Origin of the sequence: Campylobacter upsaliensis (genome assembly GCF_900637395.1) — a bacterium.
Classification (GTDB): domain Bacteria; phylum Campylobacterota; class Campylobacteria; order Campylobacterales; family Campylobacteraceae; genus Campylobacter_D; species Campylobacter_D upsaliensis.
In genome coordinates, this window is the sequence record NZ_LR134372.1 from 817,312 (window position 1) to 842,045 (window position 24,734).

Here is a 24,734-nt window from a genome sequence, read left to right on the forward strand (position 1 = left end):
CCCCTATTTTAAGGGGGTTTTAAAATATATATTTTCTCTTTGTCTAAAATCTTGCATATTTTCAAGTAAAAAAGCGTAAAATTCTTTGCCGTGATGAGGGAATTTTAGGTGTGTTAATTCGTGCAAGATGACATATTCTATCGCTTTTAAAGGCTTTTCCGTAAGCTTTAGATTAAGATTAATGTAGGCTTTTTTATGATTACAAGAACCCCAACGCGTTTGCATCATTTTAAGACGAATTTTACTTGGATAAAGCCTTGTTTTTCTCTGCCATTTTTTAAGATAAAAATTAAAAATAATTCTAGCATTTTTCCTTATAAAAATTTGCAAATGCTCTAAATTTGGCGTTTTTATCTCATTTTTGAAAAGCTGTGCTTTGCTTAAATTTGGCTCTAAAATAAGCTTGTATTTTTTACCAAGAAATTCAACTTCATCTTCTTTTTTTAAATTTTTTTGATAATTTCTATAAGCGTTTTGAAGCCATTTTTCATTTTTTATCAAAAATTCTTCAAGTCTTTCTAAGGGATAAAAATGCGGCATACTAAGTTTAAAATTTCCCTCATTATCTATTCTTAAGATGAGATTTTTAATCTGCTTTTTATAGATAAAAATTCGCCATTTTTTCCATATTATACAAGTGCTTTGCCTTGCCATTTTTTACTTTTCCATCTATAAGCATTAACTAAGCCTCTTAAAAACTCGTCCGCACAAAAGCCAAGCCACACACCCACTATCCCAAGTCCAGCATAAAAACACAAAGCATAGCCCACAGGTAAAGAAACGCCCATCATAAAAACAAGTCCACTAAAAAATGGAAATTTTGCATCGCCACTCGCCCTTAGAGCATTAACCATAACAATATTAAAAGAGCGAAAAACCTCAAGAAAAATAGAAAGCGTGAAAAGTGGTATCATAAGCTCCTTAAGCACATTTTCAAGCTTGAGAGTGTTCATAGTAAAATCTTGCAAAATGAAATTAAGTAAAGCCACCACCAAAGAAGCCACTAGACTAAGATATAAAGCGACCCAAGTGTGCTTATAGGCAACATTAAAATACCTAGCACCGACAAGTTTGCCGATGATGATTTCATTAGCCACGCTTATGGCTTGACCAATAAGCATAATCATCATAGAAATTTGAAAATAAATCGTTTGAACGCTTAAATTTTCTTTACCCAAACTTGCCACAAAGGCAAAGGCTATGGTGTATTGCACGATCCAAAGTAAATTTTCTCCAGCTGAAAAGCCACCTATATTTAAGATTTTTTTAACAACCTCTTTTTCAAGGGCAAACATTTCGCGTAATTTTAAATGAATTTTAAGTTTAAAAATGAGTATAAGTAAAAGTGCGATTATGGCTAAAACACGCCCTATGACATTACTAAGCCCTACTCCAAAAAGCTCTAAGCTTGTGTGATGCAAGACGATATAATTTCCAAAAATGATAAATCCATCCATTAAAAGCGTTACAAACATCACAAAAAAAGCGTGATTATACACTCTCACAACGGCTGCCATAACGATACCAATAGCGTCAAAAAAGAGACAAATCGCAAGCATATGTAAATAAATTTGGCTATCTTTTAAAAGCTCATTGGGAATTTTAAGCAAAGTGAGTAGAAAATCTCCTTGCCATAAAATAAAAAGCATACAAAAAAAGCCCAAAAGTGCATTTAAAAACAAGCTTTGATGAATTACTTTCCTAGCAAGAGTGAAATTCCTAGCTCCTAAAGCCTGTGCGATGACTACGCTACAACCCACGCTTAAAAAGCTAAAAATGGTAATGAAAAGATCTAATATTTGATTTCCAGCACCCATAGCACCGACTAGGGAATTGGAGTATTGAGAGACCATAACGGTGTTGATGATTAAAGAGAGATAGCGTAAAAACATCTCGCAAAATATTGGAACACTAAGCTGTTTTAAAGAGAGTTGTTTGTTCATTTGTTAAAGTCCTTATTATCTAATTTGCTATTTAAATTTAATTTACAAAGTTTGAAATTTAATAAAAATTATAACAAATTTGATTAACTAACCCCCACAAAAAAGTGGAGGTTATAAGAGTGGGTATAAATTAAAGCTTTTAAAACTTCTTCTTCTTCACATCTTCAAGGATATTGTTTGCTATATCACTAACAGTATTAGAGATGATAGCACTTTCATTAGCAATTTCTACATTATCCTTAGTGGTTTGATCTATTTGAGCCACACTTTCATTAATCTGTGTGATACCAGCAGTTTGTTCTTTAATGCTTTCTGCCATATCATTGATAGATTGGACAAGTAAGTTAGTATTTGCTTCTATCTCACTTAAAGACTTTTGGGTTCTTTCTGCAAGTTTTCTTACTTCATCAGCCACGACGGCAAAGCCTCTTCCGTGTTCTCCTGCTCTTGCAGCTTCTATGGCAGCATTAAGAGCTAGAAGATTGATTTGATCAGCTATATCACCTATAATGCTTGTTACATTTTTAATATCTTCACTTTGAGCGATAACATCACTTGTTTTTTGAGAAACATTTTGCATAGAGGAGGTTATCTCTTCTAAAGCAGCAGCAGTTTCTTCTAAAGAAGCAGCTTGAGAATTTGAACTTGTAGTAAGGTTTTGCACAGCGTTTTGAAGTTTGGAGCTTTCATTGGCTAAAGAATTTGCAAAATCAGAGCTTTGTTTAAGCATTTTGATGATTTCTTCGCCTAAGGCATTAGTGGTTACTTCTACACTACCGCTTGCATTTTCTATTTTGTGTCTAAAGTCTAAGTTTTTATACTCTTCAAAAATATCGTGGATTTTATTCATATCTTTACCCACTTTAGTTTGTAAGACATCAAGGAGATTATTAAGAACACTTTTAAGTTCTATAAGTTGAGGGTTTCTAGGATTAGCTGTGATTCTTGCTGTGAGATTGCCACTTTCTACAATGGAAACGGTCTCTACACTTTCTTTCACGGCTTGACTATCTCGGTCTAAGCCTTCTTTAGTGGCTTTGATGTTTTCGTTAATAGCAGCTGCCATTTGACCGATTTCATCATTCGCACGAGGGCGTAAATTGCCAGGTAATTCTGTCGTTTCTAGATTGATATATTTAAAAAACGCAAACAAATGCTTGGATACATTTTCAATTCTTGTAGTAATATAATTTTTAACATAATACAAAATGGCGACACTAAGCACCAGCAAACTAATCAAAGAAGTCAAAACTATGCTAAACAATAAGTCATAGAAAGGCTCGTAAATACTGCGAGTTGGAGCGACAGTAACCATAGTGAAATAGGCATCAGAATTAGCAATTTTAAAAGGTTGGACCCCAGCCATATACGCACTACCCATATAATCATACTCATAAATTCCTCGTTTATTTTCCATAGAAGCATTTATAATGTTTTGCGCACTTTCATCAGTATTTACCTCACGCAAATTCTTACCTAAGAAGTCTTTGTTAGGATGCAAGAAAACCACGCCATCTTGAGTCATTAAAAATCTTCTATCCTCGCTAAAAATACTGCGTCTTGGGTCTAGCAAATCCTGACTTAAAGCACTCACATTATACAAAATGCCTAAGGTTCCTACCTTTTGTTTTTGAGAATTAAAGATGTTAAAGCTAAAATTGATTGTGAAAATATTTTTATTTTTAATTTGGACATTAAAAGGTTTAGACACAAACATTTTATCATTATTAGTATCAATATTTTGACTAAGCACATTTTTAAGACCATTATCCATCACTTCACCCGCTCCATTTGCTGCTATATAAGACTTAGAATGAGGCAAAATGATATAAGCATATTCTATAAAATCAGATGAACCCGATAAAGCCTCTAAAACATCTAACAATTCCCTATCACTTAACTCTCCTCGCTCTAATGCTGTATTAAGTCTATTAACCGCAAATTGAGTTGTTGCACTTACTCGATTGATAAAGCCTTCCGTCTTATTAACATTTCTTGCACCTGCGTTATCAATTAAGGAACGCGCCTCTTTACTTAAAACCTGATAACTTTGATAAGAAACAATGAGAGTTAAAAAGAAAATAACTAAAAATACACAACAAAGAACAATGGTGATAATTTTAGTCCCCAGTTTAAAATTATTTAACATTATGATAGCTCCTTTTTATATTTAAAAACTTTGGATTTTACCAAAAAAAAAAAAAACAAATTCTTAAAATAAAATTAAAATGAGATTTTTTTGTCCTAATGGCATAAAATTAAGATAAGCCCATAAAATATAGGGCTTAAAAGAAAGTTTTAAAAATTTGATTTTGATAAAGGGAAGGTTTGCACTAAAAATTACTTTTTCTTAGGACGAAAGATTTTAATATTATCCTCATTATTTTCTATATACGCACCACCTATTAAATCTATGCAGTAAGGTATAGCAGGGAAAACAGGCTCTAAGCACTCTTTTATGGCTTTTGGATTACCCGGGAGATTTAAAATAAAGCTTTTGCCACGAATACCAGCAGTTTGTCTTGAAAGTATGGCTGTGGGGACAAATTTAAGGCTTTCTTGTCGCATTAATTCTCCAAAACCCGGCATCATCTTATCGCAAACCGCCTCTGTGGCTTCAGGGGTTACATCTCTAAGTGCCGGTCCTGTGCCACCACTTGTAACGATAAAATCGCATTTTTTCTCGTCGCTTAAAAAAATCAGTTTTTTAACTATCTCATCATAATCATCAGCAATAAGCTCTTTATGAAAAATAATTTGATTTTTAATATAAGAGCTTAAGACTCTCTCCACCTCGCAAGTGGCTTTATCCTCGTAAATTCCACTGCTTGCCCTATCGCTTAGGGTTAAAATTCCTATGTTAATAATATCCATTTTTTCTCCTTTACAACCAACCTTTTTTCTTAAAAACATACACAGGGACGATGATAGAGATTATCATCACACCAAGCACAATAGGATAAGCATAGTGCATTTCAAGTTCAGGCATAAATTTAAAATTCATTCCATAAATCGTTCCTATTAAAGTCGGTGGCATCATCGCCACAGTAGCAACCGTGAAAAGTTTAATGGTCCTATTTTGCTCGATATTAATTTGTCCTGTGAGTATAGTTTGAATATTATCTAAAATATTAAACTGCGAAACGCTAAATTCCACAAGCGAATTTAAGTCTTTTAAAACTATGGTTAAATTTTGCTTAATATCCTTATCGATTTTATCGCTTTTTAAAAGAGAGGTCATAGCACGGCGTTTATCAAAAAGTGAGTCGCGAACACGCATATTTAAATCTTGCAAATTTGAAATATCCTTTAATAACTCATCATACCCACCCTCATTTTTCTTTTCTAAAATACTACTTCTTAAACGCCTCGCCTCTTTATCAATCCACTCTAGCAAGTCCGCATCCTTTTCCACACGCACTTCAAACATTTTGTCAATAATATCAAAACCATCTTCGAAATTTTTAGGACTGGCTAAAATGCGGGTTTGAATTTCATTAAAGGTGCTAAAATCGCTATAACGCACGGTAAAAAGAATATTTTTAGCCGTAGCAAAGGTGATGATTTCGGTGTGAAGGTTGAGATTTTTCTCATCATCAAGCTTTAAGCCTTTCATTAAAAAATGTGCATTGATTGTAATGCTAGTGCTATCCTCCCAGTATTTAGCACTTAGCTCTATCTCACCTCTTTCTTCCTCGCTTGGAAATTGCAAGTTAAAATGCGAAGAAATAAAACTAATCTCATCAGGCTTTGGGTGTAATAAATCTATCCAAAGGATATTTTGTGGCAAAGCTCCGCTTTTAAAGTCAAATTCTAGCCTCTTCACTAAGGCGTCTGGGGTTTTTGTGTAAATATAGAGCATTAAATTCCTTTAAAAAATAATAGTTTTATTTTTATGGATAAATATTCTATCCTCAAAAACTAAATCTAAGGCGTGAGAAAGAACATTTTTTTCCACATTTCTCCCTGCTTCTTGCATTTGCTTCCAACTAAATTCGTGATTGATATTAATCACATCTTGAGTGATGATAGGACCCTCATCTAAATTATTATTAACAAAATGTGCAGTCGCTCCTATAATCTTAACCCCTCTTTCAAAAGCTTGTTTGTAAGGGTTTGCACCGATGAAAGCAGGTAAAAATGAGTGATGAATATTAATAATTTTACCCTCAAAATGTCGCACAAAATTTGGACTTAAAATTCTCATATATTTAGCTAAAACTAAATAATCAAATTGATAATTTTCAAGGCACTCAAGCACTCTACCCTCTTGCTCCTCGCGGCTTGTATTTTCAGCACTGATGAGATGATAAGGGATATTAAATTTATCAACCAAGTTTTTTAATTCATTATGATTAGAAATCACGGCTTTAATGTTTGCTTCAAGCTCATTGCTATAATGACGGATTAGTAAATCCCCCAAACAATGGCTTTCTTTAGTAGCAAAAATGACAATATCTTTTTTTCTTTTTTCGTGAAGTTCTATTAATGCTCCCTCTCCAAGCATAGCTTCAAGTGTTCCCACAAAGGCTTTTGGCTCAAATTCTCCCTCTAAAAGTGCGCGGAAAAAAAACATCTCTTCACCGACAAATTCATCGTTTTTAATAATATTAATATGATATTTAAAAATCACATCAGCAATTCTATAAATAAGCCCCTTAGCATCTTTTGTGCAAATTTTTAAGACATAGTGCATTTTAATCCCTCTAAATAAGCCATCATTTCTTTTTCTTTCTCGCTTTGTAATTTTAAGCCTAGCATTTTACCAGAAAATCCCTGCTTTAGATAAGTTTGAGCTTGAATTTGACTATGAAATTTCTCCTCATAAACACCTAAAAATTTAGCCCTTTCAATACGCTTTTGATCCCAAAGCCCTAGCCAAGATTTAAGCGGCATTAAAGAAGCGATTTTTAAAAGCTCTAAATCACTTATCTTTTTTTTAAAAAAAGGCTGAGAGGCTTGATTTAAAAGCTTTTTTTTAAGCTTAGATTTTTTACAAAATGGCTCTTTAATGTTAAAATAATTAAGATAAAGATATAAAAATAAAGCTTCATCTTTGACAAATTTCCTAGCATTTTCTAATAATTTTAAAAAATTCTCATCATCAAATTCTGCATCAAAAAGCTTTTTTTCCAGCCCTAAATCCTGCAAAGTTTTATAAGCTAAAGCTAAATGCTCTCCTTTAAAAAATTTATAAAGCTCAGCATTAATTCTATCTTCGCTTAAATCGCTTATATCCATAGTTTTCATTAAATTTAAGCTTTGAGAAGCTAGATGAAAATTAAAGCGAGAGACAAAGCCTACAGCCCTTAAAACCCTAAGACTATCCTCCATAAAACTTTTATCATCAATATGCCTTAAAATTCCGCTTTTTAAATCTTTAAATCCGCCATAAAAATCCAAAAGTTCACCGCTAAAAATATTAATCATCAAAGCATTAAGGGTAAAATCACGCCTTTTAGCTGCTAAAGTCTCATCGTTACAAAGTTGGACTTCAAAGCCCTTATGACCGGGGGCATTTTTGTTTTCCGTTCTAGCTAAAGCTAAATCATAATTTTGAAATTTATAGACAAAAAAGCTTTTTCCATAGCTATTTGCACCAAGTTTTTGCATTAAATCATCAAATTTTTTAGGACTTATATCATAAACTTCTACATCAAAGTCCCTAAGTTCAAGCCCCAAAAAATAATCTCTCACACTCCCACCGACCAAATAAGCTCTTTGAGTATGAGGGCGTAAAAAATCGCTTATAAAATGAAGCTTATTTATTAAGTCTATCTTCGATATTTGCAAGTAAAAACTCTAAAAAATTAATCGTTAGCTCAAGTCTAGCGTCCAAATCTTCTTTTTTAGTGTCATTAAGCCCCTCAAAAAGCACCAAAATACGCTCTTTTAGGTTTTTCAAAAAGATGTCTTCATTTAAACTTTGCACCTTAGCTATGATGTTAGGATTTAAAATTTCACTTTCTTCGACAAGCTCCTCTTGCAAAGGTTCTTTCTTCGTTTCGTCTTGTTCGCTAATTTCCAAATTTTCTTGCTCTTCTTGGAATTTTGCCATTTGAATTTGTTCTAAAATGTCTTCTTGGCTTGTTTTTAAATGATCATCTTCAAGCACTTCTATTTTAGTTTCATCTGCTTTTTGATGTTCTTCCTCTTGCTCTTTTAGGCTTTGAAGTTGCCTTTCTTGTTCTTTGATTTGATGATGCACTTCATCAATCGTTTTTTTTGCTAAATCCTCTAAATTCATATTTTTATCAACCACCTTTTAAATTCGTTAATCTCTTCTTCGCTTTGCATAGTGAGAAAAAAATCAAGCATTTGTATGTTTAAATCCTTATTTTTAGAACGCAAACCACTTAACCTTCGAATAGCCACAATGGCATTTTCATTACTAGGATCATTTTTAAGTATCTTTTTATAAATTTCTAAAGCCTCGTTTTTAAGTCCCTGTGCTTCATAAATAGAGGCTTCTGTGATAGTATTTTTCATCATTTTCCTTGAAAAAATTTGAAATATTTTAGCACAAAGCTTTATTTTATTCAAGCAAAAAGCTAAGGGCAATTCCAACGATACATAAGGCACTAAATTTGCCGATTTTATCCAAATGTGCGTTCATAAAATGCTTAAAAACACTTCCGCCTAAAGCATAAAGACTAAGGCAAGAAAATTCTACACTAAGGATTAAACTCATTAGAAAAAATAAATTTAAATGGATAAAAGAGGGCAAAAGAGAAAAGAAAAAAATCCACACTTTTGGGTTACTTACTGAAGTGATAAAGCCTTGCAACATAAGGGAAAATCGCCGTTTTTTTGTGATTTCATCTTGTTTTATACTTAATTTAGTCCGCCATAATTTAACACTCATATAAAGTAAAAAAGCGACGCTAAAATATTTTAAAATTTGAAAAATAAACTCAAATTGTGATAGAAAATTTAAGCTCAAAATGCAAATTCCAACAGCCAAAGCAAGTCCTACCAACTGCCCCACCATAACCCATAAAGTCGCTTTGTAACCTAAGCTAAGTCCCAAAGAAAAAGCTAAAAGCATATTAAAACCGGGCAAAAGAGAGATGGGTATAAGAGTAAGAAATAATAAAAAATATTCCACAAAAATCCTTATAATCTTAAACAAATCATATAAAAAATCGTCCCTAAAATAATGCTTAAAAGTGCATTTTTAAATTTAAAATGAAAAAGAAAGACAAAAACACAAGCTAAAATCATATCAAGTCCGTAAGGAGAACGCATAAAATCTACCCCATAAAAGGTGTAAAAAAATAAAATGATTATGATAAGTAAAGGCATATTTTTCTGTATAAAAAGCAAATTTTGACTTTCTTTTTTATGCTTAAAAAGAGCATAGGACAAAACTCTAGAAAGATAAGTGCCAAGAAAAGCCGCAAAAATCATCATTAAAATATAATTTTCAAACATATTTTTTTCCTAAAAGAAGTAAAGCAAGTCCCACACTCAAACAAAAAGCAAACATATATGCCTTATCAATGCAAAAAAGTGCGATGAGTGAAAGCAATGTGGCAAAAAGAAGAATTTTTAATTTGGGATTTTGCTTATAAAGCTCATAAGCTAAGACGATAAAAAGCGCATTAAGAGAAAATTCTATCCCACTATAATCAATCTTAACATTTTGCTGAAACAAAAATCCAAGCAAAGAGCCTAAAATCCAGTAGCTATGATTTAAAAGGCAAATAATAAAAATTAACCGAGAATGTCCTTTTTGCTTTAAATTTTTTATCTGTCTTTTTTTAGAGCTAATGATAGCAAAGCTTTCATCTGTGAGTGCGAAAATAGCATAATGCTTTAAAAAATTCATCTTTTTAAATTCTTCTAGCAAAGATAGGGTGTAAAAAAAGTGCCTGAAATTGACTAAAAATGAGGTTAAGGCGACCTCTAAAAATCCTGCCCCACCGCTTATTAAAGCAACTAAAATAAACTGCCCTGCCCCAGCATAAACGACCACAGAGCTTAAAAGCACTTCATAAAAGCTAAATCCAGCACTAGAAGCTAAAATTCCAAAAGCCATTCCAAGAGGGATATAGCCCATTAAAACAGGCAGAGTAATCGCTAAAAGTTTTTTCATTTGTTTTTAAAAAGGCTTTCTATATGTTTGCGTTTTTCTTGCTCTAGGGTTAAATTATTTTCTTCTTTTTGAATTTTTTCTTGCTTAACATCTTTAAAATAATAATAATCTATGCCAAAAAGTAAAGCGATAATAAAAAGCAAGGGAAGTAAAAAAACCATATGCACAACTTTCTTTAAAATTTAAAGAAAGAATTGTAGCGAAAATTTAGGACATTTTTTGAAAAACACTGCCATTATAAACGACATTTTCAGCTTTTTCGTTTTTTTCTATACTCTCTATTGCGCCGCTATTAAGTGCTTTTTGTATATCTTCATCTAAATCTTGATAAGAAAAGATCATATTGATACTAATTAAATTTGGTAAAGCTTCAAGCTTTTTGTAGGCTTTAAGCTCACTATCTAAATCCTCACTCTCTATTACCACGACCAATTTATCTTTTTCTTTAAGCTCCACAGAGCAAAGCTCTATCTTAGCGATACTTTCGGCTAAAGTGTCAATCATCTCTTCTTTAGCGACAATCAAAACGCTAGAAAGATTCATTATAAACTCCTCATCAAAATTACCTTACCAAAACCAGAAATCAGCAAAGTGCTATCATCTAAAAATACGATAAATTCACTCATCATATCCAAATCTTCAAATTTCTTAACGCTTTTTAAAGTAGCTGTTTCAAAAAGCTCCGTAATACCGCTATTATTATCACTAAAAGCAGCTAATTTTCCACTAGGACTTAAGGCGCAAGCATAGATTAAAAAATCTTTTTGCAAAAAATTTTGCTCCTCTTTTCTTATCACACTCACACGCCTATCCGTGCCACAGCTTAAAATTACGCCATTTTTGTAACTCACTTGATAAATATTATCCTTATGTATAGCATTATAATTTTTAAGAATTTGCCATTTTTCTAAGTCAAAAAGCTCCACTTCTCCACTTTCAAACCCAGCTACAAAACTCTTTTTATCCTCACTTAAAACAATGTCATTAAGGCTAGAGTGAGAAAATTTAAAGCTTTTTAATTCCTTAAAATCCAAATTTAAAAGCTTGACTTCAGAGCCTATTAAACCAACAAGCAGGGTATTTTCATCGATAAAAAAGGCACGATTTATCCCCTCAAATTCAAGTTTTTTGGTTTGCTTTAAATGATTATTTTCATAAATGCTTAAATTTTTACTCCCAAAATCGCCCTCACTTAAAACGAGCATTTTATTATTAAGCACATCAATATAATAAATTTTAGCCCCTAAAGTTTCATAATAATTTTGCACTTTTTCAAATTTAACAAAGGGTTCATTTAGAAAAAGATCTTCATCTTGCCCTTTTAAATTTTGTGTCTCTAGGATATAAATTTCCCCCTCATCTGTGCCTATATATAAGCTTTTTTCTTCAAGCTTTAAAGCGGTAACATTAGAATTTAACTCCACCTTAAAGCCCATAAGCTCCAAACTCAACACAAGAAGAAGGAGGAATTTTTTCATTATTTTACGCCCTCGTTCATCACATCAAGTAAGTTGGATTTGCTCTTAAGTGCTTCATTTTTAAATTCCGCTTTAAAGGTATTACCCACCAAAGGTTTAGCATCACTTTGAGCGACATGGCACTGAATGCAATTATATCTTACCTCGCTAATTACATCGCCCGTTGGTTTATTTTTTCGAAAATCATAATAATGACTCGCAGGAGCAGCGATAGCACCGACATCTTGAGCGATAGCTTTATCGTGGCAAGTTAAGCAAGAATTACTCTCCTTTGTGATAGGGAGCATACCATCAAGATTATGCGAGATAAGTGGTGGAGCGTTTTCAAAAGCTCTTTCTAAAAGAGCTGATTCTCCAGCACCTAAGCCACTATAATTAATATCGCTTAAAACTACGCTATTTTCATTATTTAAATTCGCCTTTCTAAGTCCAATTTGCTCAGAACTTACCCCATTATTCACCGCACAAGCTGCTAAAAATAAAGCCGCCGCCGCAGAAACTAAGAAAATTTTATTTTTCATCTTTTTTCCTTAAATCAAAAATATTAAAACTCAAAGCATCATCATTGCATACATCAATGCACCTACCACACCTTATACATTCGCCAGAATTCACACTCGCACTTTCCTTTCCTATCATCCAAAGCACTTGCTTTTCAGGGCAAACGCTCACACAATGATAGCACTTAGTGCATTTACTTACCCTATGCTTAATTTTAAGCAGGGCAAAACGCGTCATTAAAGCGTAAAAAGCTCCTAAAGGACATAAATGCGAACAAGTCGCTCTAGGACTTAAAAATGCGTCAATGCAAAAGATCACAAAAGCAACAAAAAGCCAAGAAGCCCCTCCAAAAATAATCCCTCTATGCACGATTCCTATATAAGAAATTCCTTCAAACACAGGCAAAGAAAGCGTGAAAGATAAGATTAAAACCAAGATTAAAAGATAATAACGCAAATTTTTGCTTAAAACTAAGCTTTTATTTGATTTAAATCCAAATTTCGCTCTTACAAAGGCAGCAAAATCTGTAATTAAATTCACAGGACATACCCAAGCACAAAAAGCCCTACCCAAAAATACTCCATATAAAACAAGCACCACACAAGCTCCAAGCAAAGCCATAAAATCCACACTAAAACTAGCAAGATAAATTTGAAGCACGGCAAAAGGATCGCTTAAGGGTATGGTAGAAAAAAGCTTAGATGAGCTTAAATCACCCTTTAAAATGAAGTCAAAGGCACTAAAAGCAAAAAGCACTAAAATCAAAATTTGAACCACGCGTCTTAAAATGAGATATTTCACAACAAATCCTCCGCGTTTAGATAGTCTTTAGCCTTTTCATTATCGAGCTTTCTTTGCGTGCTAGAATTTTTGAGCTTATCTTCATCTTGCTTATCCCAGCCTTTAACATAATGTGCCCCAGCTTTACCCAAAACATAAGCTCTTGGTAAAACGCGTATCGCTGCTTCTTCGGTAATGCAAGCCTTCTCACAAAGCCCACAGCCTACACAATATTCATGATCGACCACAGGTAGCAAAAAAGCGTGTTTAGCGGTGCGTTCGTTTCGTTTTGTTTCGATTTTTAGGGCTTTGTCTATTAAAGGACAGGCTCTATAACACGCATCACATTGTATGCCCCAGTGTGCCACACAAGAAGCACTATCGACTATGGCTATACCCATTTTAAGCTCTTTAATGCCATTTTCTTCTTTAAGATAATTTTTATCTAAAGCGTCAGTTGGGCAATCCTTAATGCAAGGGATATTCTCACAAAGATAGCAAGGAATTTCACGCGGCTTAAAAAAAGGTGTGCCATTTTGTGGTGCATCAAGCAAGGAGGCAAGTTTTAAAGTATCGTAAGGACAGGCTTTCACGCATAATCCACAACGAATGCATTTACTCAAAAATCTCTCCTCATCTTCAGCTCCGGGAGGACGCAAAAATACACTCTCATCAGCCTTTAAAGCTAAAGTCGCTAAAAAGCCTCCTCCAGCACAAAGACACAAGCCTTTAAAGCTTTTGACGAAAAATTCCCTTCTGTCCTTCATCATTAAGCCTTAGTGATTTTTACCGCACATTTTTTAAAGTCTGTTTGCTTAGAAAGCGGACAAGTCGCATCAAGGGTTACTTTGTTAATATACACATTTTCATCAAACCACGGCACATAAACAAGCCCTTTAGGTGGCTTATTTCTTCCTCTCATATCGACTTTAGCTTTGACTTTACCGCGTCTTGATTCCACCCATACCAAATCGCCTTGTTCAAGCTTGAGCTTTTTGCAATCTTCCTCGTTCATATAGCAAAGTGCTTCAGGCACAGCACGGTAAAGCTCTGGCACACGCATAGTCATAGTCCCACTATGCCAATGTTCTAAAACTCTACCAGTAGAAAGCCAAAATGGATACTCCTCGCTCGGTCTTTCAGGTGCTTTCATAAAAGGTCTAAAGAAAATTTTAGCCTTATTTTTAATGCTAAACTTCTCTTCCGTTTTAGGCTCAAGCAAGTCGCCTTTTTGTAAATTTTTATCAAAATCTCCATAAAAAGCAAAATCGCTCTTTGGCGCAGCTTTTTTCGCATAATAATCAAATTTGGTATTAAATCTCCACTGAGTTTCTTTACCATTTACCACAGGCCATCTTAATCCTCTTACCTGATGATAGGTGTTAAAGTCTGCTAAGTCGTGTCCGTGTCCTAGTCCAAATTTGCGGTATTCCTCCCAAAGGTATTTCTGCACGAAAAAGCCATAGCCTTTAAATTCCTTTCCATCGCTACCAATGATCCTTCTTTCATCGCCATTGACTTCACTATTATCATAACCTTTAGCAATTTTATCATCAGCCTTAAATTTCTTAGCTTCGGCATTAGCAAAAAGCACATCATAAAGCGTGTCCTCTTCACTATATCCCATAGCCTTAGCTTCGTCTAAAACACTTGGTAAATTTAATTTCTCATCGACTTTTTTCTCACCCCAAACTTCCTTAAGCTTGAAGCGTTTGGCAAATTCCATCACCTGCCAAGTATCACTCATCGCCGCACCCACAGGTAAAACCTGTTGTCTCCAGTGCTGCGTTCTTCTTTCTGCGTTACCATAAGAACCCCATTTTTCATAAATCATCGCACTAGGCAAAATCAAATCCGCCACTTTCGCTGAAATTCCCGGATAACAATCACTCACAACGATAAAATTATCCATATTACGCGCTGCTTCTATCCAGTGATTTGCATTAGCGGTATTTTGCCAAGGGTTATTCACTTGAACCCAAGCAAATTTAATTTTGCCATCTTCTAAATCACGCATAATTTTAAGATAAGGCGAACCCGGCTTTGGATTAATTGTCCCATTAGGAACTTTCCAAATTTTTTCAGAAATAGCTCTATGCTTAGGATTAGCCACGACCATATCTGCTGGTAAGCGGTGTGAAAAAGTGCCGACCTCTCTAGCCGTGCCACAAGCTGAAGGTTGTCCTGTAAGTGAGAAAGCACCATTGCCCGGCTTTGCTTGTTTGCCTAGTAAAAAGTGTATCATATAGGCTTGTTCATTAACCCAAGTGCCTCTTGTGTGCTGATTAAAGCCCATAGTCCAAAAGCTCACTACTTTGCGATTTTTTTCTATATACAAATTTGCAAGCTCTTGTAATTTTTTCTTATAATCTTCCAAACTCTCATCATCATCGCCCTTAGAAACCTTAGCTACATAGTCTAAAGTATAAGGCTCAAGTGCCTTTTTAAAGTCTTCAAAAGAAATTTCCCAGTTTTTATCTGGCACACCTTGATGTGTCATTTTAAGCGTATCACCAGCCTTAACACCCAAATAAGAAAGAGCAGTCGCCTCTTCTTCATCTAAGATTATGCTATTTTCTTTCGCAACCGTGTCTTTTTCGCTCTTTTTAAATTTAGGGTGGTTAGCATTTGCCCTCATACCATAGCCTATATCGGCATATCCTGTCGCAAAAACGCAGTGATTTTTAATAAAATCTTTATCCATAGCTTCAGGGTGATTATAAACAATTTCCCTCGCGATGAAATTTAAAATCGCTAAATCCGTATTTGGCTTAAAGATGATTTCAGTATCTGCTATATGGCTTGTGCGGTTTGAAAAAGTGCTAAGATTAACAACCTTAACCTTATCTAAATTACTTAGCTTTCTATCACTCACCCTAGACCATAAAATAGGATGCATTTCAGCCATATTAGCTCCCCAAGTGATGATAGTGTCGGTTAGCTCTATATCATCATAACAGCCCGATGGCTCATCAACGCCAAAAGTTTGCATAAAGCCCACAACAGCAGAAGCCATACAATGCCTTGCATTTGGGTCAATATTATTTGTCCTAAAACCAGCTTTTGCAAGTTTGACGCTTGCATAGCCTTCTTGGATGGTATATTGCCCGCTACCAAAAATTCCAACGCCAGTAACTCCAAGCTCATTATAAGCTTTTTTAAATTGCTTTTCCATTTCATCAAAAGCTCTTTGCCACGAAACTTGCTGAAATTTACCTTTTTTATCAAATTCTCCCTTACTATTGACACGAAGTAAAGGCATTACAAGGCGGTCTTCACCATACATAATTTTAGCATTAAAATAACCCTTAATGCAGTTAAGCCCACGGTTTACAGGTGCGGCAGGGTCTCCTTTAATGGCGACTATTTTGCCATCTTTTCTAGCCACCATAATCCCACAGCCCGTTCCGCAAAATCGGCATACGGATTTATCCCATTGCCACTCTTCTTTAGGTGCAGCCATTAAAGAGCTTGGCACACTCATACCAGCGACACTTGCAGCACTTGCAATTGCCGTATTTTTGATAAAGTCCCTTCTATTCATTTTTTTCCTTTCAAGGTAAAATCGCTATATTTTACCAGCAAAAATGTTAATAAGATGATAAATTAAGAAAAAAATGAATAATTTTTAAGCTATGGATTTATAGGACTTTTTTACTCTTTTTAATCATTACAAAACATAAAAAACTATTGATTTTTAAAATAGCCCATTTGAAACATTTTTTGATAAATTTGTGCGGTTAAAACCCCAGTCGTTGTGCTTTTGCCACCGTGTTCAAGTAGTATGGTAACGACATAACGAGGCTTATTATAAGGTGCATAGCTTGTAATCCAAGTATGAGAACGCGTGTAATATTTAAGCTCGGCTTCATTGACCCTATTTTTATCCGCTTGAGAAAAACCTATAACTTGTGCTGTGCCTGTTTTGGCTGCCACTTTAATAGGCAAATGATTAAGATAGCGATAAGCCGTTCCACCTTGCTCATTTGCCACAGCATACATTGAATTCCTAATATAAGGAAGTTGGCTTTTTTCAAAAAGTGTAAAAACTTCCTTAGGGGAGCTGAGATTTTTATCTTTTAAAAAATGAGGACTAACTTCCTCTCCTGTGGCAATTTGTGCGGTGTATTTGGCAATTTGCATAGGAGTTACTAAAAAATTGCCCTGCCCTATGCTAGTATTAAGCGTTTCGCCTTGATACCACGGCTTTTTATAGCGTTGCATTTTCCACTCTTTACTTGGCACGACTCCGACAAATTCATTAGGCAAATCTACGCCCGTTTTTGCCCCAAAGCCTATGCGTGAAAGCGTGGAGGCTATAAGATCTATCCCTACTTTTAAGCTCCCTTCATAAAAATACACATCACAACTATGCTTGATGGCGTGTTTTAAGTCCATAGAGCCGTGTCCGCTTCGATTCCAACAGCGAAAATTTCGCCCTGCTAACTCAACAGAACCAGAGCAATAAAACTCAGTGGCGGTATTGATGGAATTTGAATTTAAAAAAGCAAGTCCAACGCCCATTTTCACAACGGAGCCGGGTGGGTAATTTGCATTAACTAAGCGATTTGTAAAGGGGTGGTCTAAATTTTCTATTAAGGCTTTCCAGTCTTTTGTGGAAATTCCACGCACAAAAGGATTAAGGTCGTATTCAGGAAAGCTTGAAGCGGCTAAAATTTCTCCACTATAAGCGTCCATTATCACGGCTGCTCCGCTATTATCGGCAAAAATTTCGCTCAAATAACTCTGCAAAGCTATATCTATGCTTAAACTAATATCTTGTGAGCTAGAGTCCTTGTAAGAAAGCTCCTCTAAAACTTGATTGAAGGCATTAACCTTATAAACTCTCTCGCCTTTTTGTCCTTGCAAAATTTCATTATAATAACGCTCAATGCCACTTTTTCCCGTGTAATTTGTAAGCTTTGCTATCTCATTTTCACTTATATCTTGCAAATTTGCCTTTTGGGTGTAGCCTATGATATGCGAGGCTAATTTGCCATAAGGATATTTGCGTTTAGTCGTGGGGATAATGCGGATATTTTCATTTTGAGAAAGCTGTGAAAAATGCGGACTAATCTCATCATAGCTTAGAAAATCAATCACCTCGATAAAGTCTTGGTTATAGTAAGAATCAGCCCTCTTATAGTTTCTTACCAATATCGTTGCGTTAAGATCTGGAAAATGCTCTTGCAATTTGGCAATTTCAAGCTCTAGCTTACCCCTATGCTCCTTTTTAATGCTTAAATAAGGCTTAAGAGCTATGCTAAACCCTAAATCGTTCATCGCCAAAATTGAGCCATTTCTGTCTAAAATTTCGCCTCTTGTTGGGACCAAATATTCTGTTTTAATGGAATTTTGTCTTGCAAGCTCCTCATAATAAACATTAGATTTTATACTAAGATAATACACCCTACTTAACAAAAGCACAAAGAAAAGAAAAATAAAAGCCACAACAAGACGCATTCTCATTAAATCTTACCTTTAAAAAACACAAAAGCAAACAAAGCTTCAAAACATATAGAAATAAAATAAGAAAAACTAAACAAAATTGTTTTTTCATTATTTGCATAAGAAAAAACAAGCTCTAAAATCACCACAAAAAGATAGGCACAAAAAACGAAAACAATAGGTGTCGTGCTTGACATCTTTAAATTTGTTTTAATCCACCCCGCCAAAGCATAGTAAAAAATAAAAAAGGCTATCCAAGAAGAAAAAGGAAAAAAATCGTGAGTGATATCTGCAAAAAGCAAGAAAAATAAAGAAAAATACCAACGAAAATCAAGCTTTAAAAGCGTCTTTTCTCTCTCCTCTAAAAGCATAAACATATAGCAAAAAAAGAAGCCGTAAAATAAAGGAAGATAAGAAAAAACAGAACTTAAAATTTCATAAAAAATAAAAAAAATTCCTAAAAACACATAAGAAAAATTTAAGCTCTTATTATAAACACTTACCCTTTTCATCATAATCCTAGCGTCTTTTCTAAGATGATATTTTCTAACAAAGCTAAACCACTTTTATTTAAATTTGAAATCAGTAAAGAATTTTCAAAATCATTTTTAAGTTTTGTTTTTTGACTTTGATTAAGCTTATCTGCCTTAGTAAAAACTTTTAAAATTTGCTGATCGCCCCTCAAAAAACTTTTTAAATACGCATCGACACCTAAATCAATCTCTAAATTTGTATGTCTAGCATCGATAAGGTGTAAAAAAAGCTTTATAGAGGTGCGGAGTTTAAGAAATTCGTCTAAATTTTTATTCCAAATTTCTTTAAGATTTTTAGAAACCTTAGCATAGCCAAAACCGGGCAAATCAATAAAGTGAATTTTAAATTCTTCTTCATTTTTCTTGCATTTGATTTCAAAAAAATTAATAAGCTGGGTTTTTCCCGGTGTGCTTGAGCTTTTGGCGAGTTTTTTTTGCTTACAAAGTGTGTTAATGAGCGAACTTTTTCCCACATTTGAACGCCCTAAAAATGCCACTTCAGCACAATTTGCTTCAAAATTTGGGTCAAATTTAGCTAAAGAAGTGAGAAAAGTGGCGTTACTTATCATTTTCAAGCTCAAAAACAAAACGCGCAGGTTTATTTTGCCTGCTTTGCACTTGATAGATATTTGCTTTTCTATCGACTATGATTTTATCTCCATAAAGTTTTTTATCTGTGTTGATTTCGTGGATAAAGGCATTGCCATTGATCTCATAGGTATCTTTAGCAACATTGTAGATAAATTTATCTCCACTTCCTTTATAGGTTTTATCGTTAAGCATAATGCTAAATTTAGGATTTTTACTCGCTTCATAACGCAAAGGTTTTCTATTTTTATCCATAAAAATGACAAGCTCTTCGGCATTTAGCACATCTTTGCCTCTACTTACGACAACATTACCACTTAAGACACTCTTGCCTGTGTTTTCATCAGCATAAAAATTAAGTGCTTTAACCTCAATCTTATCGGCAAGTAAAACATTAAAGCTTAAAAAAAATCCAATGATTAATTTACAAGCCATGCATTAACTCCTTGCACTTTTAAAATTTTGTTTTTAGTATCGTAATTTAGCGTATTTCCCTTAACTACATTATTATTAAAAAGGGCTTTAAAATTTGTATCAGTGCTAATTTGCTTACTTGCAGTATTGTATTTGACCTTTTCACTCATAATTTTAACTTCATCACTAATATAAACAACATCTCCTTCAAAAACGATATTTTCTTGCTTTTTACCCAAAACCTCTAAAGAATTTGCACTCAAATTAAAATCTCCACCTAAATTAACGAAATTTTTAAATACATCTTTATCATTATAACGCGTCCAAGTTTTTGCTTCATAGTAGGACTTTACGCTACTTGCATTTAATTCATAAGCGTATAAATGATGTGCTTCGACATTTTTAAAATCAAGTGCATAGTTTTTTAAATCCATAGTGTAAGGATTTTGCATACCAAGCAAAGCAAAAATAATACTAAAAAGAGTAATCAAAATTCCAAAAATTTTTATCGCCAAAGTGCGTCCCACTCTTTTTGCATAGCATTTCTTTCGATGATAAGCTCTATCATTTGTGCTACGGCACCACGCCCCCCTTTTTTCTTAAGCTTTACATCGACTTTTAAATCCTTATGTGCGTCTTTAGGCTTAAAACTAAGTTTGACAGCTTCAAGCAAGGCTTTATCGTTATGATAATCGCCTATGGCAGCACATTGTGAAAAGTCTAAATTTAATTTTACTAAAAGCTCTTTGGCACAGCTTAATTTATCTTTAATGCCCTGAAAGACAAATTCGATTTTTAAATCTTTAGCTCTTTGCTCTACGCAAGGACTATTACGCCCTGTGATGATAGCTATTTTTTTGCCAAGCTTAAGCCACGCTTCAATGGCAGCTCCGTCCTTTACATCAAATTCTTTAATCTCACCACCATTTTGCGTGTAAATAATCTTACCATCAGTTAAACAGCCATCAATATCTAAAAAAATAAGCTCTATCATCTTACTCTCTCACGACAAAAGCCCCAGCAAAAGCCCCGCTACTGGCAAAATCTCTTGCCTCATCTTCACTTCTAAAGCCTGTTAAAAAGACGCGGTTTAGCCCATCAACAGAGCTTGTGCGTATAGTAGAGCTATAACTGCGGTAGGTTTTGTATTTTGACGCGGTGATTTCAGCTCCAGAGCGGTTTTTAAATGCACCAATTTGCACCATAAAATTTCCTCCCTCATAGACATTTCCACCGCTAGAAATTGCACCGCCACTTCCATAATTTACATTAGAATGCACGACTTCATTGCCCGAATTTTTATTACCAAAGCCTATAACTTCAAGTCTTACAGGTGCTGTTCCAGCGTGAATCATATCAATTTTTCCTGCCGCACCTTTAGATAAGTCGATAATGCGGTTATGCGCAAAAGGTCCGCGGTCATTTACACGCACGGTAACTTGACGATTATTATTTAAATTTGTAACCTTTAAAATCGTATTCATCGGTAAAGTTTTATGTGCTGCTGTTAGTCCGTTTTGATCATAAGTTTCGCCATTACTTGTTTTTTTGCCGTGAAAGCCCGGTCCATACCAGCTTGCTATCCCATCTGCTGTTTCGCCCACTTCAACAACGGTTGGATAATAAGTCTTACCATTAATTGTATAAGGCTTCATCGTGCCTTTACTGCCTGATTTAGACGGATCGCTTTTAAAATCATTAGTAGGGTAATAAACTTGTGCATTTCCATTAAAATTATCTCTAATATAGCTTGTAACTCCACAGCCACTTAAAAATAAAAGCGTAAAGCTAGCGAGAGCTAACTTGAGCATATGAGTTTTTTGCATTTTTCTTCTCCTTAATCGGTATTATAAGTTTTTGATTAATGCTTAAATGATTTTTACGAATTTTATTTAATTCTCTAATATCTTCTGCGTTAATACCGTGCATTTTGGCGATTTTATAAAGCGAGTCTCCCGATTTAACAATATAAGTTTTTGTCATCGGTATCGTTGTATCGACTTTTTCAAGCTTGACATTTTTGAAATTTTTTTCAAAAAAGGCGACCTTATTAAGCGGGATATACATATAATAGCCCTTTCCCGGAGGAGTGAAGCTATGTCTAAATTGCGGATTATATTTTTTAAGTGTAGCTAAATTAAGCCCTGCACCCTTTGCAATGTCCCTAAGTGCCACAGATGAGGGGATATCAACCTTAACAAAATCATTACTCAAAGCATAATTCATCAAAGACGGGTCTTTTTGTAATAAAAATTCCCTATCACTTGCCAAAAAAGCAAGAGTTAAAATTTTGCGTATGAAATCTCTTGTCTCTAAAGAAAGATATTTTTTATCCGCATCAAGTAAGACGCGTAAATCATCACTCCCAGCCTGCTTAATCGCCTTTCTTAGCTTACCATTACCACAATTATAAGCCAAAAGTGCTAAATACCACTTGCCAAATTCATCTTTAAGCTCCTTGATGTAAGTCGTAGCGGCGTGGGTGGATTTCACAAGATCAAGCCTTTCATCAACATATGCATCGACCCTAAGTCCTAATTTTATCGCCGTTGGACGCATAAATTGCCAAACGCCAGCAGCTTTAGCGTTTGAAACGCTTCCCACTTTTAAGCCCGATTCAACCATAGCAAGATACAAAAGCTCCTGAGGAACATCTTCTTGAGATAAAATTTTTCTAATCATAGGAGTGATTTTAGAAAAATTTTGCACTGAATTTACCAAAACTCCCGCGTGTTTTGACTCCAAATCCTTTCTCACTTCCACGAAAATCAAATCGCTCATAAAGCTAGGATCAATGTCTAAATGCCTTAAAATTTGCACTTGCTTTTCATAATGCTCTGGTGCGTAAGTTTGAGAAAAAACGGAGGTTAATAATAATAAAATTAAAATTATTTTTTTCATTATTTTCCTTTAAAAAACAAAGCTTTAGAATTTTTTAAACAAAGTCTTAAAAGCTCATCTTTAGATAAATTTAAAAGCTCACTCATTTTATCCGCGACAAAATGCGTCAAAAGTGGCTCGTTTCTTCTCCCTCTAAAAGGCTCTGGGGTAAGATAGGGTGCGTCCGTTTCGATGAGCAATTTTTCCCTAGGAATTTGAGGTAAGATTTCTACCAAATTTTTAGCATTTTTAAAAGTCAAAACCCCTCCTATACCAAAATAAAAGCCATCATCTGCCAAACCAAGCAAAAGCTTACTTGCATTAAAACAATGCAAAACCCCACCGCAAAGCTCTTTTGTGTGTTCTTTTAAAATGTGATAAGTGTCCTCATTTGCCTCACGCGTATGGATAATAATGGGCTTTTTAAATTCTTTAGCAAGTTGAATTTGAGCCAAAAAACAATCTTTTTGCAATTTTTTCTCGCCCTCATCTTTCAAGCGGTAATAATCCAGCCCACATTCTCCCACAGCTACGCATTTTTCATCTTTTAAATAAGCTCTTAATATTTCTTCATCATAGCTTTTTAACTCATAAGGATGCACACCCGCAGCAAAAAAAACATTTTCATAGCTATGTGCGATTTCACAGGCTCTTGGAAGGTCCTTAATGTCTGCACCGGGGATAATGATTTTTTCTATGCCGTTATTAAAAGAGTGCTTTAAAAGCTCGTCTAAATCATCAAAATAACGCTCATCATCTAAATGACAATGCGTGTCGATGATCGTCCCCTCATCTTTAAATTCAAGATTTAAGAACATACTTCTATTCTATCCTTGCCATTATTTTTAGCGGCACTTAAAGCTTTTGATGCTTTTTCAACCAAATCATCAAGCTTGGCACCAGAATTTGCAAAAACAACACCTAAAGAAGCGGTAAAGAAAAGCTCATCTAAATTAATCAAAATGCCAGCATTTTTGATATTAACGCGTATGCGAGAAAGAATTTTAAGCGCTCTTTCCTGACTAATATTTTTAAGTAAAATTCCAAATTTTTCAGCACTATAACGCCCTAAAATATCACGCCCCTTAGTTTCAGCGATCATTTCATCGGCACAAATTTTAATAATGCTATCGCCTATTTCAAAGCCGTATTCATCATTAATGCTTTTTAATTCGTCAATATCTAAAAACGCAAAAGCGAATTCTTGCTCTCCACTCGCAATATCATTGAGATAATCCTCAACCTCAGATCTAAAAGTATAGTGATCCTTAAGACCTGAAGTATGGTCTAAATTATTATAGGTTTTGATAAATTTTTTATCTTGCATATAGTTTAAAACTCTATCTAAACGGCAGTTAAAAAGCTCCTTTAGTAAGGGTTTGATAAGATAATCATTTGCACCATTTTTAAGAACTCTAGCTTCTGCTACATCATCTTTTTCGCCTAGCAAAATAACTCCCAAATCATCATCGTTATACTTCGTTCTAATCTCAGTCAAAAGCTCCTCACCACTTACCACAGGCATTTTCGCATCAGCGATAATGAGCTTTGTATCATCATTATCCTTTAAATAAAGCAAAGCCTCCTCACCGTGTGCGGCAGCTAGGACTTTAAAAAGTCTTTGGGAAAGAAATTTTTTAATTTCATTACGCTCCGGAAGTTTCGCCATAGCTAAAATGACCTTTGTCTTAGCGTAATAGCTAAGTGTAGAAATCGCATCTAAAATTTGATCGACGCAAGTATCGCTTTCTTTAAAAATATAATCAAGGATATTTTTATGCATAAATTCTTCGCGTTTGTTTGTATCATTACTTGCTGTTAAAACGATTGCGGGGATTTTATCAGCGACCACATCGACAATTTCCCCGTTCATCGCATCAGGCAAACATAAATCCACAAAGCTTAAAAAATAGTCATTATTTAGCATAGCAATAGCCTCAGCCATAGTATGAGCGATATCAACTTCGTAATTTAAGGTATTTTGTATCTTTTTAGCTAAAAGCTTACTTAGCATTTTATTATCATCAATTAGTAAAATTTTTCTCATCACTTTCCCTTATAAATAAAAGTC

The 24,734-nt window shown here is 34.4% G+C and carries 29 protein-coding genes; all 29 read right to left on the bottom strand.

Features of this window, described 5'->3' with window-relative positions:
• Window positions 1-3 precede the first annotated feature (3 nt).
• Entirely contained in the window at window positions 4-654 is a 651-nt protein-coding gene (locus EL158_RS04165) for a M48 family metallopeptidase (protein WP_027304052.1), read from the bottom strand.
• Window positions 630-1,943, bottom strand: a complete 1,314-nt coding sequence (locus EL158_RS04170) for an MATE family efflux transporter (RefSeq protein ID WP_027304053.1) — start codon at window positions 1,941-1,943, stop codon at window positions 630-632. The genes EL158_RS04165 and EL158_RS04170 overlap by 25 nt, the downstream gene beginning before the upstream one ends.
• Before the next feature lie 139 nt (window positions 1,944-2,082).
• Window positions 2,083-4,092, bottom strand: coding sequence for a methyl-accepting chemotaxis protein (locus tag EL158_RS04175; protein WP_126361509.1), 2,010 nt, complete (start codon window positions 4,090-4,092; stop codon window positions 2,083-2,085).
• A gap of 191 nt (window positions 4,093-4,283) precedes the next feature.
• Window positions 4,284-4,817, bottom strand: a complete 534-nt coding sequence (gene mog / locus EL158_RS04180) for a molybdopterin adenylyltransferase (protein ID WP_027304666.1) — start codon at window positions 4,815-4,817, stop codon at window positions 4,284-4,286.
• 10 nt (window positions 4,818-4,827) lie between these two features.
• The gene (gene corA / locus EL158_RS04185) at window positions 4,828-5,805 is read right to left on the bottom strand and encodes a magnesium/cobalt transporter CorA (protein WP_004277283.1); all 978 of its coding nucleotides are present in this window, start codon (window positions 5,803-5,805) and stop codon (window positions 4,828-4,830) included.
• Between the two features lie 9 nt (window positions 5,806-5,814).
• Window positions 5,815-6,639: a formyltetrahydrofolate deformylase gene (purU, locus tag EL158_RS04190; protein ID WP_027304665.1), complete on the bottom strand. Its 825-nt coding sequence runs from the start codon at window positions 6,637-6,639 to the stop codon at window positions 5,815-5,817.
• On the bottom strand, window positions 6,624-7,736 hold the full coding sequence (locus tag EL158_RS04195) for a tRNA nucleotidyltransferase/poly(A) polymerase family protein (RefSeq protein ID WP_034956149.1): 1,113 nt from the start codon (window positions 7,734-7,736) through the stop codon (window positions 6,624-6,626). The genes purU and EL158_RS04195 overlap by 16 nt, the downstream gene beginning before the upstream one ends.
• Window positions 7,705-8,190 carry an effector protein CiaD gene (gene ciaD, locus EL158_RS04200; protein ID WP_027304663.1) on the bottom strand — a complete coding sequence of 162 codons (486 nt, stop codon included), beginning with the start codon at window positions 8,188-8,190 and terminating at the stop codon, window positions 7,705-7,707. Before ciaD ends, EL158_RS04195 begins: the two co-directional genes overlap by 32 nt.
• Entirely contained in the window at window positions 8,187-8,435 is a 249-nt protein-coding gene (locus EL158_RS04205; protein ID WP_099462039.1) for a hypothetical protein, read from the bottom strand. The genes ciaD and EL158_RS04205 overlap by 4 nt, the downstream gene beginning before the upstream one ends.
• A 43-nt stretch (window positions 8,436-8,478) precedes the next feature.
• A complete protein-coding gene (locus tag EL158_RS04210; RefSeq protein WP_081788104.1) occupies window positions 8,479-9,051 on the bottom strand; it encodes a LysE family translocator in 573 nt (190 codons plus the stop codon).
• A gap of 8 nt (window positions 9,052-9,059) precedes the next feature.
• On the bottom strand, window positions 9,060-9,377 hold the full coding sequence (locus tag EL158_RS04215; protein ID WP_027304661.1) for a branched-chain amino acid transporter permease: 318 nt from the start codon (window positions 9,375-9,377) through the stop codon (window positions 9,060-9,062).
• The gene (locus tag EL158_RS04220) at window positions 9,370-10,041 is read right to left on the bottom strand and encodes an AzlC family ABC transporter permease (protein WP_027304660.1); all 672 of its coding nucleotides are present in this window, start codon (window positions 10,039-10,041) and stop codon (window positions 9,370-9,372) included. Before EL158_RS04220 ends, EL158_RS04215 begins: the two co-directional genes overlap by 8 nt.
• Window positions 10,038-10,202, bottom strand: a complete 165-nt coding sequence (locus tag EL158_RS08545) for a hypothetical protein (RefSeq protein WP_164715686.1) — start codon at window positions 10,200-10,202, stop codon at window positions 10,038-10,040. The genes EL158_RS04220 and EL158_RS08545 overlap by 4 nt, the downstream gene beginning before the upstream one ends.
• Before the next feature lie 46 nt (window positions 10,203-10,248).
• A complete protein-coding gene (locus EL158_RS04225; protein WP_034956146.1) occupies window positions 10,249-10,584 on the bottom strand; it encodes a chaperone NapD in 336 nt (111 codons plus the stop codon).
• Window positions 10,584-11,519 (bottom strand): WD40 repeat domain-containing protein, encoded by a 936-nt coding sequence (locus EL158_RS04230; protein WP_027304658.1) that lies wholly within the window; start codon window positions 11,517-11,519, stop codon window positions 10,584-10,586. The genes EL158_RS04225 and EL158_RS04230 overlap by 1 nt, the downstream gene beginning before the upstream one ends.
• The gene (locus EL158_RS04235) at window positions 11,519-12,040 is read right to left on the bottom strand and encodes a nitrate reductase cytochrome c-type subunit (protein ID WP_027304657.1); all 522 of its coding nucleotides are present in this window, start codon (window positions 12,038-12,040) and stop codon (window positions 11,519-11,521) included. The genes EL158_RS04230 and EL158_RS04235 overlap by 1 nt, the downstream gene beginning before the upstream one ends.
• Window positions 12,030-12,821: a quinol dehydrogenase ferredoxin subunit NapH gene (gene napH, locus EL158_RS04240; protein WP_027304656.1), complete on the bottom strand. Its 792-nt coding sequence runs from the start codon at window positions 12,819-12,821 to the stop codon at window positions 12,030-12,032. Before napH ends, EL158_RS04235 begins: the two co-directional genes overlap by 11 nt.
• Window positions 12,818-13,567 (bottom strand): ferredoxin-type protein NapG, encoded by a 750-nt coding sequence (napG, locus tag EL158_RS04245; protein WP_027304655.1) that lies wholly within the window; start codon window positions 13,565-13,567, stop codon window positions 12,818-12,820. Before napG ends, napH begins: the two co-directional genes overlap by 4 nt.
• Window positions 13,568-13,569: 2 nt before the next feature.
• Complete coding sequence (gene napA, locus EL158_RS04250) at window positions 13,570-16,344, bottom strand: periplasmic nitrate reductase subunit alpha (RefSeq protein WP_004277297.1); 2,775 nt, start codon at window positions 16,342-16,344, stop codon at window positions 13,570-13,572.
• A gap of 143 nt (window positions 16,345-16,487) precedes the next feature.
• On the bottom strand, window positions 16,488-18,269 hold the full coding sequence (gene mrdA / locus EL158_RS04255) for a penicillin-binding protein 2 (protein ID WP_027304654.1): 1,782 nt from the start codon (window positions 18,267-18,269) through the stop codon (window positions 16,488-16,490).
• A complete protein-coding gene (locus EL158_RS04260) occupies window positions 18,269-18,763 on the bottom strand; it encodes a hypothetical protein (RefSeq protein ID WP_027304653.1) in 495 nt (164 codons plus the stop codon). Before EL158_RS04260 ends, mrdA begins: the two co-directional genes overlap by 1 nt.
• A complete protein-coding gene (yihA, locus tag EL158_RS04265) occupies window positions 18,760-19,350 on the bottom strand; it encodes a ribosome biogenesis GTP-binding protein YihA/YsxC (protein WP_027304652.1) in 591 nt (196 codons plus the stop codon). The genes EL158_RS04260 and yihA overlap by 4 nt, the downstream gene beginning before the upstream one ends.
• Entirely contained in the window at window positions 19,340-19,804 is a 465-nt protein-coding gene (locus EL158_RS04270; protein ID WP_027304651.1) for an LptA/OstA family protein, read from the bottom strand. Before EL158_RS04270 ends, yihA begins: the two co-directional genes overlap by 11 nt.
• Window positions 19,789-20,298, bottom strand: coding sequence for a hypothetical protein (locus EL158_RS04275; RefSeq protein WP_027304650.1), 510 nt, complete (start codon window positions 20,296-20,298; stop codon window positions 19,789-19,791). Before EL158_RS04275 ends, EL158_RS04270 begins: the two co-directional genes overlap by 16 nt.
• Window positions 20,289-20,777 (bottom strand): HAD hydrolase family protein, encoded by a 489-nt coding sequence (locus tag EL158_RS04280; RefSeq protein WP_027304649.1) that lies wholly within the window; start codon window positions 20,775-20,777, stop codon window positions 20,289-20,291. Before EL158_RS04280 ends, EL158_RS04275 begins: the two co-directional genes overlap by 10 nt.
• A gap of 1 nt (window position 20,778) precedes the next feature.
• The gene (locus EL158_RS04285) at window positions 20,779-21,609 is read right to left on the bottom strand and encodes a septal ring lytic transglycosylase RlpA family protein (RefSeq protein WP_027304648.1); all 831 of its coding nucleotides are present in this window, start codon (window positions 21,607-21,609) and stop codon (window positions 20,779-20,781) included.
• Window positions 21,572-22,684 (bottom strand): lytic transglycosylase domain-containing protein, encoded by a 1,113-nt coding sequence (locus EL158_RS04290; protein ID WP_027304647.1) that lies wholly within the window; start codon window positions 22,682-22,684, stop codon window positions 21,572-21,574. The genes EL158_RS04285 and EL158_RS04290 overlap by 38 nt, the downstream gene beginning before the upstream one ends.
• On the bottom strand, window positions 22,684-23,481 hold the full coding sequence (locus EL158_RS04295; RefSeq protein ID WP_027304646.1) for a TatD family hydrolase: 798 nt from the start codon (window positions 23,479-23,481) through the stop codon (window positions 22,684-22,686). The genes EL158_RS04290 and EL158_RS04295 overlap by 1 nt, the downstream gene beginning before the upstream one ends.
• Window positions 23,472-24,713 carry a bile resistance response regulator CbrR gene (gene cbrR / locus EL158_RS04300; protein WP_027304645.1) on the bottom strand — a complete coding sequence of 414 codons (1,242 nt, stop codon included), beginning with the start codon at window positions 24,711-24,713 and terminating at the stop codon, window positions 23,472-23,474. Before cbrR ends, EL158_RS04295 begins: the two co-directional genes overlap by 10 nt.
• Window positions 24,714-24,734: the final 21 nt, after the last annotated feature.